Here is a 15,909-nt window from a genome sequence, read left to right on the forward strand (position 1 = left end):
GCATCAGGGCCTTGTTTCAAAGAGCCGGGTGATGACCCTTTGACGGTATTTGAAGATGCCCTCCACTTTCTTTCTGACGAGGATTTTGTGTGCCAATGTACCGAGTGGTCCGAATGGCAGGGCATAGCTGACAATATCCGTCATCTCCACTCCCCCATCCACTTCTACAAAATGATGTTCGTGGTGCCACATTTTGTAGGGACCAATGCGCTGTTCGTCCACGAAAAATTTTTGTTCGGACACATGGGTGATTTCGGTAACCCACAACATTGGGAAACCAAACAGGGGTTTCACCCTGTAGGCAATAATTTGTCCGGGATACATTTTTCCTTCTCCCCCGACGAGGATATCGAAACCCATGTGTGATGGGGTAATTTGCTTAAGGTTTTTGGGCGAGCTGAAAAAGTCCCATACTGTCTTGAGGTCAGACTTGATGAATGTTTTTTCGGTAAGCTGGTAGATCATGTTGTTTTTTCTGGGAAACAAAATGATCGGACAAAAGTTGGGCTCCCGGATTTATAAAGCATGTTAAAAAATCAAATCAGGCTGAATGCAACGGTTTTCGGAGGCCGGCATGTAATTGCTGCAAGTTGAAGTGCTGGTGTGACAATGCAATTTCTATCTTTATGGCACAAATCTGTTAACCAACGCTTATGCACGCTAAAAAACCCCGACTCACCTTCTGGCAGATCTGGAACATGAGTTTTGGATTTATGGGTATTCAGATGGGCTTTGCGCTTCAGAATGCCAATGCCAGCCGCATTTTACAAACCTTTGGTGCCGATGTGGAGCATCTTTCCTGGTTTTGGCTGGTGGCTCCGCTCACCGGCATGATCGTACAGCCGATCATTGGTCATTACAGCGACCGCACCTGGAACCGTCTGGGCAGGCGGCGACCCTATTTTCTCACCGGAGCCATACTTGCCTCCATCGGATTGATATTGATGCCCAACTCACCCATGTTTGCAAGCGTGCTTCCGGCGCTTTGGGTTGGTGCAGGCATGCTGATGATCATGGATGCCAGTTTCAACATTGCCATGGAACCTTTCCGGGCGCTGGTGGCCGACAAGCTGCCATCCGAGCAGCGTACCCTGGGATTTTCGGTACAAACCCTGCTGATTGGTATTGGTGCCGTTGTTGGTTCGTGGCTGCCCTATATCATGACAAATTTGTTTGGCTTCAACGAACTGGCTGATGAAGGGCAGGTGCCATTCAGCCTTATTCTGTCATTTATTGTGGGTGCGGTGGTATTGCTTTCCACGATCATCTGGACTGTTAGTACTACCTCGGAATATCCACCGGAGGTGCAGGCTTCGTTTGACGACCATCATGAGGCAGGCCACGAATCTTCGGGGGGCTTTCTGGATATTTTCCGCGACTTTGCCCACATGCCACAGACCATGAGGCAGCTGGGTGTGGTACAATTTTTTTCCTGGTTTGCCCTGTTTTCGATGTGGGTGTTTACCACACCTGCCCTGGCTGAGCACGTCTGGGGACTTCCGGCCGAGGACAGGCACTCGGCAGCCTTCAACGAAGCTGCGGATTACGTGGGGGTTATTTTCGGGGTGTACAACCTGGTTGCTGCCCTGTTTGCCATGATGCTGCCTGTGATTGCAGCAAAGGTGGGACGCAGGATGACCCACAGCATTTGCCTTACCCTGGGAGGACTTGGATTGATATCGACCGTTTTGATCACCTCACCCGAGATGAAATGGTTGCTTAATCTGAGCATGGTGGGTGTTGGTATTGCCTGGGCTTCCATTCTGGCCATGCCCTATGCCATTCTTGCGGGCTCAATTCCCACCAACAAGATGGGGGTTTACATGGGTATCTTCAACTTTTTCATCACTTTCCCCCAGATTGTGAACGGTATTTTCGGCGGACCGATCGTGAAATATTTTTACAACGGACACGCCATTTATGCCCTTGTTACCGCAGGCATCATGATGATCCTCGGAGCAATCTCGGTGATTTTTGTAAAAGATGTGGACGACGTGGTAAAGCGCTGATTTTAAGCTAACAACGACTTATACCAAAGATGCGGGCGGAGTTTATTCGTCCGCATTTTTATTTTCCACCGGGCGAAGGACAAGGGCGGCCCGGTTGACGTTGTAGATCTTCATGCGTGGCTGCCCGTCTTCGCCCAGGTACGATGGGTAATGCAGGGAGGTATCCACGCGTCCGAGGCCACCAAAGGCAGGGTCGTCGGTGCTGATGACAATCTCGTAATCGCCGGTTTCGCGCAGCGCGATTTCGTAATCCGGGACAGCGGCAGTGGGGTGCCAGTTGAAAACGAAGATATGTCGGTTGCGTTCGAATACGATGGTTTTGTTTGCTTCGTCCGTCATGAGCTTCCACGGAGGCAGGGCAAGCATGATGTTTTCGTTTTTCACGAAATTGATCATAGCCCGGTCGAAATCGCCCAGCCAGTGATACTTCAGGTAGTCTTTATCGGCCAGCGACCATTGCCTGCGGGCATATTTATAGCTCCAGCGGTTGCCTTCGCGCGGAAAGTCGATCCACTCTGGATGACCAAACTCGTTCCCCATGAAATTGAGCCAGGCTTCGCCACCAAGGGTAATGGTAAACAGGCGGATCATTTTGTGCAGGGCGATGCCGCGGTCGATGATCAGACTCTGGGTTTCTTTGCTCATGAAGAAGTACATTTCCTTGTCCATGAGCCTGAACGCGATTGTTTTATCGCCCACCAGGGCCTGGTCGTGCGATTCGGCATAAGCCACTGTTTTGGTTGTAAACAGCCGGTTGGTCATGGTGTGAAACATTTCATCCATGTTCCACTGCTCGTCGCTGTAATCCTTGAGGTAACGGATCCAGAAATCAGGCAGTCCCATACCGAGCCGGTAGTCGAATCCAATTCCACCGTCGGCAATCGGGCTGCAAAGGCCGGGCATGCCGCTTACTTCCTCGGCTATGGACACGGCATCGGGATTGATCTGATGGATCAGCGTATTAGCCAGTTGCAGATAGGTAATGGCATCGTATTCCACCCCATCGTAGAAATAATGCTCGGGGCGGTCGAACTGCACCCCGTGTCCGTGATGGAAATAGATCATGGAGGTAACGCCGTCGAAGCGATAGCCGTCGAAGCGGAAATCGGTGAGCCAGTAACGCACATTGCTGAGGAGGAACTGCATCACCTCGTCTTTTCCGTAGTTGAACAGCTTGGAGTCCCACTGCGGATGGTCGCCGCGCGGGCCGGGGTGGGTGTATTGGTAATCGGTACCATCGAAGAGATTCAGCCCTTCGCGGGTGTTTTTCACTGTGTGTGAGTGCACCAGGTCCATGATGACCAGCAATCCGAGCTTATGGGCTTCATCCACAAGTTGTTTCAGCTCTTCGGGTGTGCCGAAACGTGAACTGGGCGCAAAAAAATTGCTGACATGGTAACCAAAGGAACCATAGTATGGGTGCTCGGCTATTGCCATCAGCTGAACGGCATTGTAGCCGGCTTTGACGATGCGGGGCAGAATGAATTTGCGGAATTCTTCGTAAGTGCCCACACCTTCTTTTTCCTGGGCCATACCCACATGGGCCTCGTAGATGAGCAGGGGTTCACCGGGCCGGAGCTTTGGTGCTTTGTGTTTAAACTTGTATGGCCTGGGCGGATTCCAGAGCTGACCACTGAAGTCTTTGGTAAACTCGTCCTGCACTACCCTCTTGATATACACCGGGATGCGCTCATGCTCGCCCAGCTGGCTCTGGACGATGACTTTAAGCAGACTCTCGTGGACGAACCTGCCGGCGTATGTCCGGTCGTCGAGAAAGATCTCCCAGATGCCGCGGCCGTTGTTCACCAGGGGATGACTGTATTTGTTCCATTGGTTGAAGTCGCCCATCAGAAACAAGGCCCGGGCATTGGGCGCCCACTCGCGATACCACCAGCCTTTGCGCACCTTGTCGTAGTTGAAGCCAAAGAGGCTGTCGGCCCGGGCAAAGGCATCGAGGCTGCCGTATATTCTGTTGATGTACTCCAGGCGGTTCTGATAACGTTCGTAGCGATGCGCAACAGCCTCGCTTACCGGCTCGAGCCATGGATCGTCGGCCACTAGTTTCATGGGGATAGGCGCCATAACGGTCAGTAATGTGGATGAAGCTCAAAGATAGCAAAGTTAGCCGGCGGAACGCTTACTTGGCATCCGGTTTCAATAAACGATCTGCCTTCGGTTTCTTCATCGGCTTGGCCTTTGCCCAACACAAGCTTCATCCTGAAACAGGGAAGTTGCGCCGCATCAAAACCCATGGCTTCGAAGGCATCGAAAGGAATATTGAGTTGCATGGTACGCGATTCCGATTTGTTGAAGTTGGCCACGATGACGAGCCTTTGGTGCGTTGAATATCGCAGAAAGGCATAAACGAATCTGGGATCGAAATTGGTGAACCAGGGGTTGGCCCACATCAGGTCGTAGAAGAGGCCTTCGCGCAGGGCTGGTAGCGTGAGGCGGGCTTGGAGGATTTCCTGATATGCCTGACGCAGAAGTTTCTGATCGTACGTGAGGAGCGCGCCGTCGCAGGCGCCCTGGTTGAACCATTGCTGGTGCTGCCGCATGGCACAGTAATCGAAAATAGAGGTACGGCCATCATCGCCTGAGAAGCCGGTGGCTCCGGCAGCTGTTTCGCCGCTTTCCTGACCGTTGTAGATCATAAAAGCACATGGATGCATGAATGCCGCAACAGCCAATGCCGGCAATGCCGACAATGGCCGGATGCCTGCCTGCCATGATGCCAGCCGCAGCTCGTCGTGGTTCTCAAGGAAACGAAGCATGCGGTGATTGAGCCCCTCGGTCTGGCGCCAGCACTGGCTCAGGTCTTTGGCCTCGTGGCCATGACACATGATGTTGATCAGTTTGTCGTAAAGCCCGACCTTGTCATAGAGAAAATCGAATCCCGCTCCGGCATAATCGTGATAACGGCCCGGCTGGTACACTTCGGCAACAAACAACAGACCGGGAAACTTGTCTTTCAGGTTGCTGATGGCCCATTTCCAGAAGGCCACAGGCACCATTTCGGCCATATCGGTTCTGAAACCGTCGATGCCTTTTTCTGCCCAGTATTGCAGGATTCCAAGCATCTTGTGCCAGGTATCGGGCACAGGATCAAAATGTTGCTCCAGAAAATGAAAATAATCCACCCCGTAGTTGAGCTTTACCGTTTCGAACCAATCGGTGATAGATGGCGTGGGGCTGAAACAATCGTTGCCTGTCACGCGGGCCGGTTGCTCCAGATACAGCTCCTCGGAATGATACATAGGATTTTCCCGTTTCGGAGGCACAAAGGTTTGTCCGACAAGGTAGTAGAAGTTATTCTGAGGATCGAAGCCCAGGTTTTTGTTGTCGTTTTCGCCAAGATCTGCGGTATCCGGGGGCCTTTGCAGCGACTTGTACTGACGTGCAACATGGTTGGGGATGAAATCGATCATCACTTTCAGTCCGGCATCATGGATGCGTTGCACCAGGGCTTCAAATTCCTGCATTCGCCGGGGCACATCGTCGGCCAGGTCAGGGTCAACATCGTAATAATCCATGATGGCATAGGGCGAACCTGCCCTTCCCTTCACCAGTGCAGGATGGCTGTCGGGGATGCCATAGCCGGAATAGCTTGTGAGTTTGGCATGGCGAATGATACCTGTGAGCCAGATGTGGGTGATGCCCAGTTCGCGTAGTGCCTCAATAGCCCTGCTGCTGATGTGGCTGAACCTGCCACAGCCATTCTCCCCGATTGTGCCATTGAAGCGTTGCTGGGCCGAGGTGTTGCCGAAAAGGCGCGGGAAAAGCTGGTAGATGTTGATCATCCTGATTGGTTAGGTCACAAAGATACGTGCTTTTAGCTACACTGGGGCAGCTGGCCGAGGGGCAGGCTGCGGTGGCCAAAGGCAAAAAGTCGTAATTTTGTGCGATAACGCAACACGCGCCAAATGCTTGCGCTCTTCAGAAAAGAAATCAGCAGCTTTCTCAGTTCTCTGACCGGATACCTGGTCATCGTTGTCTTTTTGTTGGTCAACGGTCTGTTTTTGTGGGTGTTTCCAACTGAGTTCAACATCCTGGATTTTGGTTATGCCAATCTGGATGGCCTGTTTATCATTGCACCTTTTGTGTTTTTATTTCTGGTGCCGGCCGTCACTATGCGATCGTTTGCCGAGGAGCGCAAATCGGGCACCATCGAAATGTTGCTTACCAAGCCGCTGACCGACCTGCAGATCATCATGGCCAAATATCTGGCTGCCGTGGCCCTGGTACTATTTTCGCTCTTGCCTACACTGGTTTATTATGTCACTGTTTATCAGCTTGGTTTGCCTCCGGGCAACCTCGACAGCGGGGGGATATGGGGTGCATACATCGGATTGTTTTTTCTGGGCGCATCGTTTGCCGCCATCGGGCTGTTCAGCAGCAGCATCACCGACAATCAGATCCTTTCGTTTGTGTTGGCCGTGCTGCTGAGCGGATTTATTCATGCCGGCTTCGAATTCATTTACTCTCTTTCGCTTTTTGGCCCTGTTGACCTGTTTATCAAACAATTGGGCATAGCGGCGCACTACAGCTCGATCAGCCGTGGCGTTATCGACACCCGCGATGTGGTGTATTTTCTCAGCCTGATCGCCTTGTTTCTTTCATTGACAAAACTTGTACTGGCCAGCAGGAAATGGTAAAAAAGCAATCACAGAGGCTTATCAGCAAATCGAGGGACATCAGGCGCGAAAACCTGTTGTCGTTTGGGCTGTTGCTGGTAATCATCATTGTATCGAACATCATCAGTTCCTATTTATTTACCCGCATCGACCTGACCAGCGAGAAACGCTATACCCTGGCGCCTGCCACCAAGGAATTGCTACGTTCGGTGGACGATTATGTGTTTTTCAGGGTTTACCTCGAAGGTGATTTTCCGGCCGGATTCAAAAAACTCAGGCGCGAAACCAAGGAAATGCTCGACGAGTTCAGGGCATATAACAAACTCATCGGTTATGAATTTGTCAACCCTCTGGCCACTGGAAACGCACGCGAAATTGACGAAACCATCAAAACGCTGACCGACAAGGGGTTGCGCCCAACCGAACTGCAGGTTAGAGCCACCGACGGCGCACAGCAGAAGATCATCTTTCCCGGTGCACTGGTGATGTACCGCGACAAGGAATTGCCGCTCGACCTGCTGGACCAGCAACTGAACACCCCTCCGGAAATGGTGATCAACAACTCGGTGCAAAACCTGGAGTTTAAGCTGGCCGATATTATCCGAAAACTATCGCAGCTGCAAAAACCTGCATTGGCATTTATCGAAGGGCATGGCGAGCTCAACGAAGCTGAGGTGCACGACCTCACCCAGTCGCTGCTGCCTAACTACCGGGTTGACCGCATCACCATCGACGGGAGGATTTACGCCCTTACCCGCCGCTCGGAGCCTGATGCTTCGGGCAATGTGCGCATTCTGCCCAATTACGAAGCCATCATAATAGCAAAGCCCACACAAGCTTTCAGCGAAAAAGACAAGTTTATCATCGACCAGTACATCATGTACGGCGGCAAGGTGCTCTGGCTGGTCGATCCGGTGCTGGCCAGCATGGACAGCCTGCAGATGAACGAATCCACCGTGGGTGTTGACCTCGACCTGAAGCTGGATGACATGCTATATAAGTATGGTGTGCGACTGAACCGCAACCTGGTGCTCGACCTCAACTCAGCCTCCATTCCCCTGCGTACCGGACAGGTGGGCGGTCAGGCCCAGATTGAGTTTTTCAGGTGGCCCTATTTCCCCCTGCTCAATCAGGCTTCGAACCACCCCATTGTGCGCAACATCAACAGCATCAAAGCCGACTTTGTGAGCAGTATCGACACCACCATGGACGAAACAATCCGGAAGACACCCCTGCTGAAAACTTCCGACTACTCGCGCATATCGCTCACACCTGTGCTGATCAGCCTTGCCATGCTGCGCGAAAACCCCGATCCCCGCATGTATAACCGTCCGGGTCAGATCGCAGCCTACCTGCTCGAAGGCAGCTTTACTTCGCTCTATGCCAACCGCATCCCGCCCGAAATTGCCGACAGCCGTGAGATAGGTTTTAAAGAAGAAAGCAAACCCACTGCCATGATCGTGGTGGCCGATGGCGATATTGCCCGAAACCAGTTTCATGTGCCCCGTGGCTATCCCCTGCCGCTCGGATTTGACCAATACACCCGCAGAACTTACGGAAATAAAGACTTCATGCTCAACGCCATAAGTTATCTGGCCGACGACACCAAACTCATCAGCATCCGCTCGCGCGAAATCAAGATGAGGCTGCTCGACACCAATAAAGCCAACGCCATGCGGCTTCGGCTGCAGGTGATCAACATCGCCCTGCCGGTGCTGCTTGTGATTACTTTTGGCCTTCTGATGGCATGGAGAAGAAAAAAACGCTACCAGAAACCCTTCGCCTCAAAATAGAATAAGCACACAATGAAAAAAAACCGACTGGCATTGTACTTAACCATCGGACTGGCACTGACTGCACTGGTGCTGGTTTTGACCAGATCAGGCAGTTCTACTGTGGACTACAAGGACGCCGATTTTGCTGTGCTAGATACGGCCAGTGTGACCAGGATTTTTATTGCCGACCTCGATACCAACCAGGTGCTGCTCGAACGCACAGCAAGGGGCTGGACCCTCAATAAAGACTACAAAGCCAGCCAGTGGAAGGTGGACGAACTGCTCAACACCATGCTGAAACTCAGGGTACGCGGACCCGTGTCGCAGTCGAGCCACAACAACGTGATTTCGCGCATGGCCGGCATTGCGCTCAAAGTGGAAGTGTATCAAAAGAAACCCCTGATCAACCTTTTCGACAAAATCAAACTCTTCCCCAGGGAAGTGCGCACCAAAACCTACTACGTGGGCGACAATCCGCGCGACAACATCGGCACGTTTATGCTCAAGGAAGGAGCACGCACCGCCTACATCATGTATATGACTGGTTTTAAGGGCTTTGTGATGTCGAGATATTCGGCCTTCGAAGACGACTGGCGCGATCATACGGTATTCAGCCACAAGCTCAACGATATCCGAAGCGTGGAGCTCATCTTCAACGAAGAACCCTGGCAAAGCTTCAGGATAGAGCGCACCGACGGCCTCAATTTCAAAATTATCAGGCTGGCGGATGATAAGGTGATGCCCGAATACGACACCCTGCGGCTGCTCAACTACCTCACCTCATTCGGCGACCTGCGTTTTGAGGCCGTGTTGAACAACACCATGCCACGCCAGAAAATCGACTCGGTGCTCAACTCTCCGTTTTTACACAGGCTGACGCTGGTGGACATGCAAGGCGATACCACCCGCATGACCACTTTCAACAAAAAGAAATTTGCCGAGCATCTCGATATTGAAGAAAAGCTTGTGCCAATGGACCTTGACAGGGCCTATGCGCTTGTAAACCGGGAGCGCGATTTTGTGCTGATACAGTATTTTGTATTCGACAAGGTGCTTCGGCCTGCGCTCTATTTTGAACCCGGAGCACCGGATTTCAGCAACGTTTACTGAGCCTTTGTTTTCACAACCACACTCGACCTGAGCACATTGCCCAGCCCGGGATTGATGACAGCCAGGTGCAGCATGCCCGTATCGGGCGCCATAACCTGAAGCACCTGACCACCCAGTTCGGGTATGTTGGCCGGGCACATCAGTTGCTCACCGATGCTGCGTTCGCCCACCGTCCACACCTTGAGCTCATCACCCCTGAGTTCTGTTTCGAAACGCAAAAACCTGTGACAACCATCGGGGCCAATCACACCATAGAAACGCACATCGAAAAGCTTTGCTGCCTCCACGGTATCGGGATGCGCAATGCTGTCGACCCGGATCAGAAATTCCTCGGTGGAAAGCGACCTTGTGCCGCAACCAAAACCGGGAAACAACATAAACGCAAATGCTGCAACCAAGCTCAGAAACAAGCCATACCTCATAACATCATTCTTTAGGATGGTTTTCCGCCGTGCCGGCTGAAGCCTGGTTTGTCTTCTTCTTATGGTCGCTGAGCGATCCTCCGAAAACATCAAAACCCACGAAGCGGCATTCCAGCGGGCCGTTGAAAACGGTGTATTTCTTAAAAGGCTTAAGACCTATATGTTTGATTGCCTGAAGGTCGCTGCTGATGACCCAGGCTTTGTAGCCACTGAAGTTTCGTTTCAGGCTGTTGCCGATCATTTTATAGAGTGCGATGAGGTTGCTTTCGGGCAAACGCTCACCGTAAGGAGGATTGATGATCAGCACGCCCGGTCCCGGGGGTGGCAACAGGTTTTCCATGTTTTTACGGAAAAGCTTGATATCCTTGTGCAGACGGGCATGTTCGAGGTTTTTGGCGGCAATGTCGATTGCCCGGTTCGAATTGTCGGAGGCCAGGATGGGGCTTTCAGCCTCGCTGATCTGGCTGTCGGCTTGGTTGCGGATGCTTTTCCACAGAGCCGGGTCGAAGTCGTTCCATCCCATAAAGCCAAAATAACTCCGAAAATATCCGGCAGGGATGTGCATTGCGATCATGGCTGCCTCGATCGGGATGGTACCTGAGCCACACATGGCATCGAGGAAAGGCTCGCGTCCGTTCCATCCGCTTAGTTTGATGAGACCGGCGGCCAGCACCTCGTTCAACGGAGCCTTGTCGGTCATGATGCGGTAGCCCCTTTTGTGCAGCGAGTCGCCCGAAGCATCAAAATAGAGGTTGATTTGGTCTTCGTTCACGTGCACATGCAGCCTCAGATCGGGCTTATCAGTATTTACATCAGGACGTTGCCCTTGCCGGTCGCGGAAGTAATCAGCCACGGCATCCTTTGTTTTGAGCGCCACATATTGCGAATGATTGAAGAACTTTCCGCTGATGACGGCATCCACAGCAAATGTCTTTTCGGGACTGAGGTAGTTGTACCAGGGCAATTGCCGCATCTGGTCGTAAAGTTTGCGGTCGTTGACTGCCGTGAAACCTGCCACCGGATACAATATGCGCAGGGCTGTCCGGAGCGTATAACAAGCCCTGTACATCAATGCTTTATCCCCATCAAAAGCCACTGCCCTGCGCAATGGTTCAATACGCTGTGCGCCCAGCTTCCTGAGTTCTTCTTCCAACACCTGCTCCAATCCGGCATGCGTTTTTGCCACCAGGCGCAGCTTCTGCCCGTTACCAGCCTCCATATCAAATTTTGGGCAAAGGTAATACAATGGGTTGTGGCAGCCGATTCGGAAGTATTTTTGCCAAAACATTGATGCAATGACCCTTCAGGAAGCACAGCAAAAAGTGGACAACTGGATCAAGGAAGTGGGTGTACGCTACTTCAGCGAGCTCACCAATACCGCAGTTTTGATGGAAGAAGTAGGTGAACTTGCCCGAATCATGGCGCGTAAATTTGGCGACCAGTCGGCCAAGCCAACCGACAAAGAAATGAACCTGGCCGACGAAATGGCCGATGTGTTGTTCGTGCTGATCTGTCTGGCCAACCAGACTGGCGTTGACCTGGACAAAGCGCTCCAGGACAACCTGTTGAAAAAGACGAAGCGCGATGCGGAGCGCCATAAAAACAATCCCAAGCTCAATAGCTAAACGATGCCGCACACCAAAAGCCTGATTGTGGCGGTCATATTGCTGCTGGCTTCGATGCATACCGGGGCACAAGGCCTGAGCGGCAAGGTGATTGATGCCCAGAGCGGCAAGCCGGTGGCTTTTGCCCATGTGACCGATAGCCTGGGCCGTTTGGTGGCAGTGTGCGATCTGGACGGAAACTTTTCACTGGAAAGCAAACACAAATCACTTTCATTCAGCAGCATAGGCTACGAGAAACAAACTGTCGGGCTGTCCGGAACAGCAGCTCCCGTGCAGGTTTTGCTCCTGCCTAAGGTGGAAGAGCTGGCCGAGGTGGAGGTGAAGGCCGGCGAAAATCCGGCCTGGCGCATTGTGCGCAATGCAAGGGCCAACCTCAGGCAGAATGCACCTCAGTCGCTGCAGTCCTACCGGCTCAGGCGTTATGACCGGCTGGTCATCGGGGCCGACTCAAACATCCGGCTGCCCGACGAAAGGCTTGAAAACCACCTCAGAACCCATGACTTGCTGGTCATGGAAATCCTGGTGGAAGAAATATTTACGGCTGATGGCGGCAAAAAATCCAGTGTGATTGCAACAAAGGTTTCAGGTTTGCGCGATCCTGTATTCGTTTTTCTGATGGATCAGTTGCATGCAACCGACTTTTACGGCGAGCAGATCATGATTGGCGGACAGTTGTATGCCAGCCCGCTGGCCGCCGGCAGCCTCAGTCAATACAGTTTTTTGCTTGAGGAATCGCTGGCGGTAAGCGAAACCGACAGCCTTTTTTCAATTAGGTTTGAGCCCAGGCCCGGCAGCCGTTTCAGCGGTTTGCGCGGCAGAATCAGCATACTGTCGCCCGACTGGGCCATAAAAAGTGTGGTAGCCAGGCCTGCGGCAGGCAGTGGAAGCATGGATGCCGAAGTGCTGCAGCTTTACGAGAAACAAGACGATCAGGCATGGTTTCCGGTTACGCTCAACACCCGACTCTGGCTCCGCATACCCACTGCCACCGGCATGGCAACGCTTGCGGGCGAAGGCTTGAGCAGGATAAGCGGGATACAAATCAACCAGCCCGCAGAGGCTGGCAAACAACGAGGGGTGCGTCTTGAAGTGGACAAAGATGCATGGGGCAGGTCGGAGGAATGGTTGTATGCCTACCGCCCCGACAGTCTGGACCTGCGCCTGCAGCGCACCTACCGGTATATGGATTCGCTGGGCGCGGTTGTGGGCCTCGACCGTTGGCTTGGCATAGCCGAAGCCCTCAGCAGCGGAAGCCTCCGCCTGGGCGGATTCGACTTTCCTTTCAACAAACTGCTGAAATTCAATGAAACCGAGGGCTACCGGCCAGGATTGGCTTTCCGGACCAATGAACGCTACAGCTCAACTTTTTCGCTCATGATGTATGGCGCTTATGCCACGCGCATCAGGAAGCCGCTCTGGCAAATTGAAGCAAGTGTGCACAGCCGGAAAACCCCCAACGCCTGGCTGGCCGTCTCGTTCCACGACACCCATCGGGCGCGTGAAGCCGGACTCTCCGACGAGCAAACAGGAGTATTCAACCCCTACACCTTCAGGCAGTATTTCTACAGCGCCATCAACAACATACAAGGGTACAAGGCCGGATTCAGCTTTCCGCTTGGGGAAACTACCAGCCTGCAACCCTGGTTTGCCCGAGAGACAATCGAACAGCTAAATCCTGCTTTTCTGAATCCGGGCAATTCCGGGCTCGTAACCACCATAGCACTGGGAATCAGGCTTGCACCAGGCGAACAATGGATGCGCACCGACAGGGGTCTTCGCCGGCTCAATCCGCCCAATCCGCTCCTGATGACCGAATTGCAGCGAATTCATTATCAATATAATGGAAGTGATATTCTGATAGCACATCAATTGCGGATTGCTGCCGAGTATTTGTGGAAACACCCCTTTAGCGGTCAAACCGCGGTAAAGCTGGAATCGGGTTTGAGCGACCGAAAACTGCCTGATTTGCTGATGTTTGAACTGCCGGGTTCATACAACAAATATTTGCTTTATGCCCCTTTAAGTTTTGGCTCCATCACCCCAGGCAGCATTCAATCCGAAGGCTTTGCAGCTTTATACCTCACCCACAATATGCTTCCCTTGCGGGCAAAAAACAAAAAATTCAGGCCACAACCTGCAATAGTGCAACACATCGCGATGCTAATCAAACCCACAAACAGTATCGGGGATAACCAAAATACCAATCTTTTCTCTCAACCAATTGCTGAGTCAGGGCTGATTATCAATAACTTAATCCGTTCGCCTGGAGGTAATTTGGGCACAGGAATATTTTACCATTGGGGAAGCTACGCTGCAAGCCGGGCAGCTAACCGATTATTGATTAAAATTGCATTAACGTTCAACACCATGGGCAGTTAAACTTCGCGGCATATGAAACAACAAACCCAATTGTATCTGCAGCTGTTGCTGATCGCAATCGCTTTGTTTCTTGCCGGTTGGTTTTTCACGGCAATGATGGTGTATGTCGGCATAGCCATCGTGGTCTCGCTGATTGGCCGGCCAATTGTTGACTTTCTTAAGAAGATACACTACAAAGGCTATAAAGTAGGCAATAGTCTGGCAGCAGGCCTGACCCTGTTTTCCCTTATCGGGCTGCTGGCCATTGTGTTGAGTGTGGTTGGCCCGATGGTTTCGTATCAGGCTTCGCTCATCGGCTCAATCGATCTGGGAGCGCTCGGCAGATATTATGCCGAAGAAATTGATCAACTCAACGAGCTGGCAGAAGAATATAAGCTTCTGCCACCGGATGTCGGACTAAACCAATATATCGAGGACAAACTTTCGGGGCTGCTTGATTTCAATCTTTTTTCGGGTGCGCTGACAAGGCTGATTTCGGCCACAGGTTCTCTGTTTATGGGACTGTTCACTGTGTTGTTTCTTGGCTTTTTCTTTCTGAAGGAACCCTGGCTGCTGCACGATGCCATCCTCCTGGTTACCCCCCAAAGTTTTGAATCGCGTATGAAACTTGTCATCGAGGAATCGCGGAGCCTGTTAAGCCGCTATTTCATTGGCCTGGCAATCGAAGTGGCCTCAATGATGTTTATCCTTTCGCTCATCCTGTCGCTTTTTGGCATCAACAATGCCATGCTCATCGGGTTTATGGGCGGACTTTTCAACGTGATTCCCTATCTGGGACCCATCATTGGCGCCACCCTCGGAGCCATCATGTCGGTGGTTTATTTGCTGGCCTATGGGCAATACGACCAGCTAATCTTTAGTGTGATCGTGGTCATAGGCACATTTTCGGTGGCAAACCTGTTTGACAACATTGTGCTTCAGCCGCTGATCTATTCGAAAAGCGTGAAGGCCCACCCGGTAGAAATCTTTCTCGTGATCATCATGGCAGGACAGCTGGCAGGCATTGGCGGAATGATTGCTGCCATTCCGGTTTATACGGTATTGAAGGTGATTATCAAAACAATAGCTTCACGAGAGGCCCTGGCTACTTCATCAACGCACAACAATTGACAAATGTGATAAATCAAATCAGATCAACCCATGAATAAATCATTCACAAACTTTTTGCTGGGCCTGATGGCCGGTGCAGCCCTGGGTGTGGCCCTGTCGGCATGGCTCAACGACCAGCGCATGGATGAGTTGCAGGAAAAGCTGGCCGACAAAACCAAAGACCTGCGCGATGAACTTGCCGATCAGATAGAAGCCCTGAAGCGCAAGATTGAAAATCAGGAACTTTAAGACCCAAGAAAGGCGAATTGAATATGGAAAGCTTTACCAGACCCATAAAGGAAATAACCAACGAAGCACGCGCTTATCTTAATCTGAGGGTAGCACAGCTCAGCCTCTCGTTCAGCAAAGCCTTCGCAAGACTGAATGCCATGATTGTGGTGGCAGTGGTGATGCTTGGGCTGGTGAGTATGGTTGTCATGATGCTCAGCTTTGCATTTGTGTTCTGGTATGGCAGCAAGGTAGGCACCTATTACCACGGATTTTTGATAGCCGCCTTATTTTATGTGTTGGTCGGATTGCTTGTTTATGTGATGCGTCAAAAGCTGTTCATCGATCCGGTGATCCGGGGCATGGTGCGCCGGCTCAACGAGGATCTGGCATCGGATGGCTTGATACCCAAGGTGCAGAACTTACAGGAACTGCAGGTTCAGCTCGAACTCATCTCGCTCAGAATCAAGCAGAGCGAGCACCAAATGGAAACAAAATTTGCCGAACTGGGCGAATCGCTCAATCCGGCAAACCTGGCCAGGCAGCTCTTTGGCAACCTGCTTTCGTCATCGGCCCTGGCTGTCAGCCTGCTCGATCTGATCATCAGGCTCCTCCGTCGCAGAAGAAGCTGACAAAGG

The 15,909-nt window shown here is 52.0% G+C and carries 14 protein-coding genes; 9 read left to right on the plus strand and 5 right to left on the minus strand.

The genetic code is table 11. The annotated features are described in order from the left end of the window. Positions 1-3: 3 nt before the first annotated feature. On the minus strand, positions 4-465 hold the full coding sequence (locus IPM52_06290; GenBank protein ID MBK9291216.1) for an SRPBCC family protein: 462 nt from the start codon (positions 463-465) through the stop codon (positions 4-6). 233 nt (positions 466-698) lie between these two features. On the opposite strand from IPM52_06290, the gene IPM52_06295 reads away from it, so the two are divergent. Further along, entirely contained in the window at positions 699-2,009 is a 1,311-nt protein-coding gene (locus IPM52_06295) for an MFS transporter (GenBank protein MBK9291217.1), read from the plus strand. A gap of 42 nt (positions 2,010-2,051) precedes the next feature. Here IPM52_06295 and IPM52_06300 read toward each other — a convergent pair whose 3' ends face one another. Together IPM52_06300 and IPM52_06305 are read right to left on the minus strand one after the other, a co-directional pair. Next, on the minus strand, positions 2,052-4,091 hold the full coding sequence (locus IPM52_06300; protein MBK9291218.1) for an alpha amylase C-terminal domain-containing protein: 2,040 nt from the start codon (positions 4,089-4,091) through the stop codon (positions 2,052-2,054). A gap of 5 nt (positions 4,092-4,096) precedes the next feature. Beyond that, entirely contained in the window at positions 4,097-5,809 is a 1,713-nt protein-coding gene (locus IPM52_06305) for an alpha-amylase family protein (GenBank protein MBK9291219.1), read from the minus strand. 123 nt (positions 5,810-5,932) lie between these two features. On the opposite strand from IPM52_06305, the gene gldF reads away from it, so the two are divergent. The 3 genes from gldF to IPM52_06320 are packed head-to-tail and all read left to right on the plus strand — an operon-like array spanning position 5,933 to position 9,528. Continuing rightward, the gene (gldF, locus tag IPM52_06310; protein MBK9291220.1) at positions 5,933-6,664 is read left to right on the plus strand and encodes a gliding motility-associated ABC transporter permease subunit GldF; all 732 of its coding nucleotides are present in this window, start codon (positions 5,933-5,935) and stop codon (positions 6,662-6,664) included. Next, entirely contained in the window at positions 6,658-8,436 is a 1,779-nt protein-coding gene (gldG, locus tag IPM52_06315) for a gliding motility-associated ABC transporter substrate-binding protein GldG (protein MBK9291221.1), read from the plus strand. The genes gldF and gldG overlap by 7 nt, the downstream gene beginning before the upstream one ends. Positions 8,437-8,448: 12 nt before the next feature. Further along, positions 8,449-9,528, plus strand: a complete 1,080-nt coding sequence (locus IPM52_06320) for a DUF4340 domain-containing protein (protein MBK9291222.1) — start codon at positions 8,449-8,451, stop codon at positions 9,526-9,528. Here the strand turns inward: IPM52_06320 and IPM52_06325 are convergent. Both IPM52_06325 and IPM52_06330 read right to left on the minus strand, forming a co-directional pair. Then, positions 9,522-9,950, minus strand: a complete 429-nt coding sequence (locus tag IPM52_06325; GenBank protein ID MBK9291223.1) for a hypothetical protein — start codon at positions 9,948-9,950, stop codon at positions 9,522-9,524. The two genes, IPM52_06320 and IPM52_06325, sit on opposite strands and share 7 nt — an antisense overlap. A 4-nt stretch (positions 9,951-9,954) precedes the next feature. After that, complete coding sequence (locus IPM52_06330; protein MBK9291224.1) at positions 9,955-11,169, minus strand: class I SAM-dependent RNA methyltransferase; 1,215 nt, start codon at positions 11,167-11,169, stop codon at positions 9,955-9,957. A 76-nt stretch (positions 11,170-11,245) separates the two neighbouring features. Between IPM52_06330 and IPM52_06335 the strand changes: the two genes are divergently transcribed. From IPM52_06335 to IPM52_06355, 5 genes are read left to right on the plus strand one after another with little or no spacing between them, the layout of a single operon-like run. Continuing rightward, entirely contained in the window at positions 11,246-11,575 is a 330-nt protein-coding gene (locus IPM52_06335; protein ID MBK9291225.1) for a nucleotide pyrophosphohydrolase, read from the plus strand. A gap of 3 nt (positions 11,576-11,578) precedes the next feature. Continuing rightward, entirely contained in the window at positions 11,579-13,954 is a 2,376-nt protein-coding gene (locus IPM52_06340; protein ID MBK9291226.1) for a carboxypeptidase-like regulatory domain-containing protein, read from the plus strand. Positions 13,955-13,966: 12 nt separating this feature from the next. Then, positions 13,967-15,064 (plus strand): AI-2E family transporter, encoded by a 1,098-nt coding sequence (locus IPM52_06345; protein MBK9291227.1) that lies wholly within the window; start codon positions 13,967-13,969, stop codon positions 15,062-15,064. A 30-nt stretch (positions 15,065-15,094) separates the two neighbouring features. Continuing rightward, on the plus strand, positions 15,095-15,292 hold the full coding sequence (locus IPM52_06350) for a YtxH domain-containing protein (protein MBK9291228.1): 198 nt from the start codon (positions 15,095-15,097) through the stop codon (positions 15,290-15,292). Between the two features lie 23 nt (positions 15,293-15,315). Then, positions 15,316-15,903: a hypothetical protein gene (locus IPM52_06355; protein MBK9291229.1), complete on the plus strand. Its 588-nt coding sequence runs from the start codon at positions 15,316-15,318 to the stop codon at positions 15,901-15,903. The last annotated feature ends 6 nt before the right edge of the window (positions 15,904-15,909 follow it).

The sequence above is a fragment of the Bacteroidota bacterium genome (genome assembly GCA_016715945.1).
Lineage (GTDB): Bacteria > Bacteroidota > Bacteroidia > Bacteroidales > F082 > JALNZU01.

Coding starts and splice junctions, on each gene's coding strand:
- IPM52_06290 (MBK9291216.1), bottom strand. CDS start 465: ATGATCTACCAGCTTACCGAAAAAACATTCATCAAGTCTGACCTCAAG.
- gldF (MBK9291220.1), top strand. CDS start 5,933: ATGCTTGCGCTCTTCAGAAAAGAAATCAGCAGCTTTCTCAGTTCTCTG.
- IPM52_06295 (MBK9291217.1), top strand. CDS start 699: ATGAGTTTTGGATTTATGGGTATTCAGATGGGCTTTGCGCTTCAGAAT.
- IPM52_06305 (MBK9291219.1), bottom strand. CDS start 5,809: ATGATCAACATCTACCAGCTTTTCCCGCGCCTTTTCGGCAACACCTCG.
- IPM52_06325 (MBK9291223.1), bottom strand. CDS start 9,950: ATGAGGTATGGCTTGTTTCTGAGCTTGGTTGCAGCATTTGCGTTTATG.
- IPM52_06330 (MBK9291224.1), bottom strand. CDS start 11,169: ATGGAGGCTGGTAACGGGCAGAAGCTGCGCCTGGTGGCAAAAACGCAT.
- IPM52_06350 (MBK9291228.1), top strand. CDS start 15,095: ATGAATAAATCATTCACAAACTTTTTGCTGGGCCTGATGGCCGGTGCA.
- IPM52_06300 (MBK9291218.1), bottom strand. CDS start 4,091: ATGGCGCCTATCCCCATGAAACTAGTGGCCGACGATCCATGGCTCGAG.
- IPM52_06345 (MBK9291227.1), top strand. CDS start 13,967: ATGAAACAACAAACCCAATTGTATCTGCAGCTGTTGCTGATCGCAATC.
- IPM52_06355 (MBK9291229.1), top strand. CDS start 15,316: ATGGAAAGCTTTACCAGACCCATAAAGGAAATAACCAACGAAGCACGC.
- IPM52_06320 (MBK9291222.1), top strand. CDS start 8,449: ATGAAAAAAAACCGACTGGCATTGTACTTAACCATCGGACTGGCACTG.
- IPM52_06335 (MBK9291225.1), top strand. CDS start 11,246: ATGACCCTTCAGGAAGCACAGCAAAAAGTGGACAACTGGATCAAGGAA.
- gldG (MBK9291221.1), top strand. CDS start 6,658: ATGGTAAAAAAGCAATCACAGAGGCTTATCAGCAAATCGAGGGACATC.
- IPM52_06340 (MBK9291226.1), top strand. CDS start 11,579: ATGCCGCACACCAAAAGCCTGATTGTGGCGGTCATATTGCTGCTGGCT.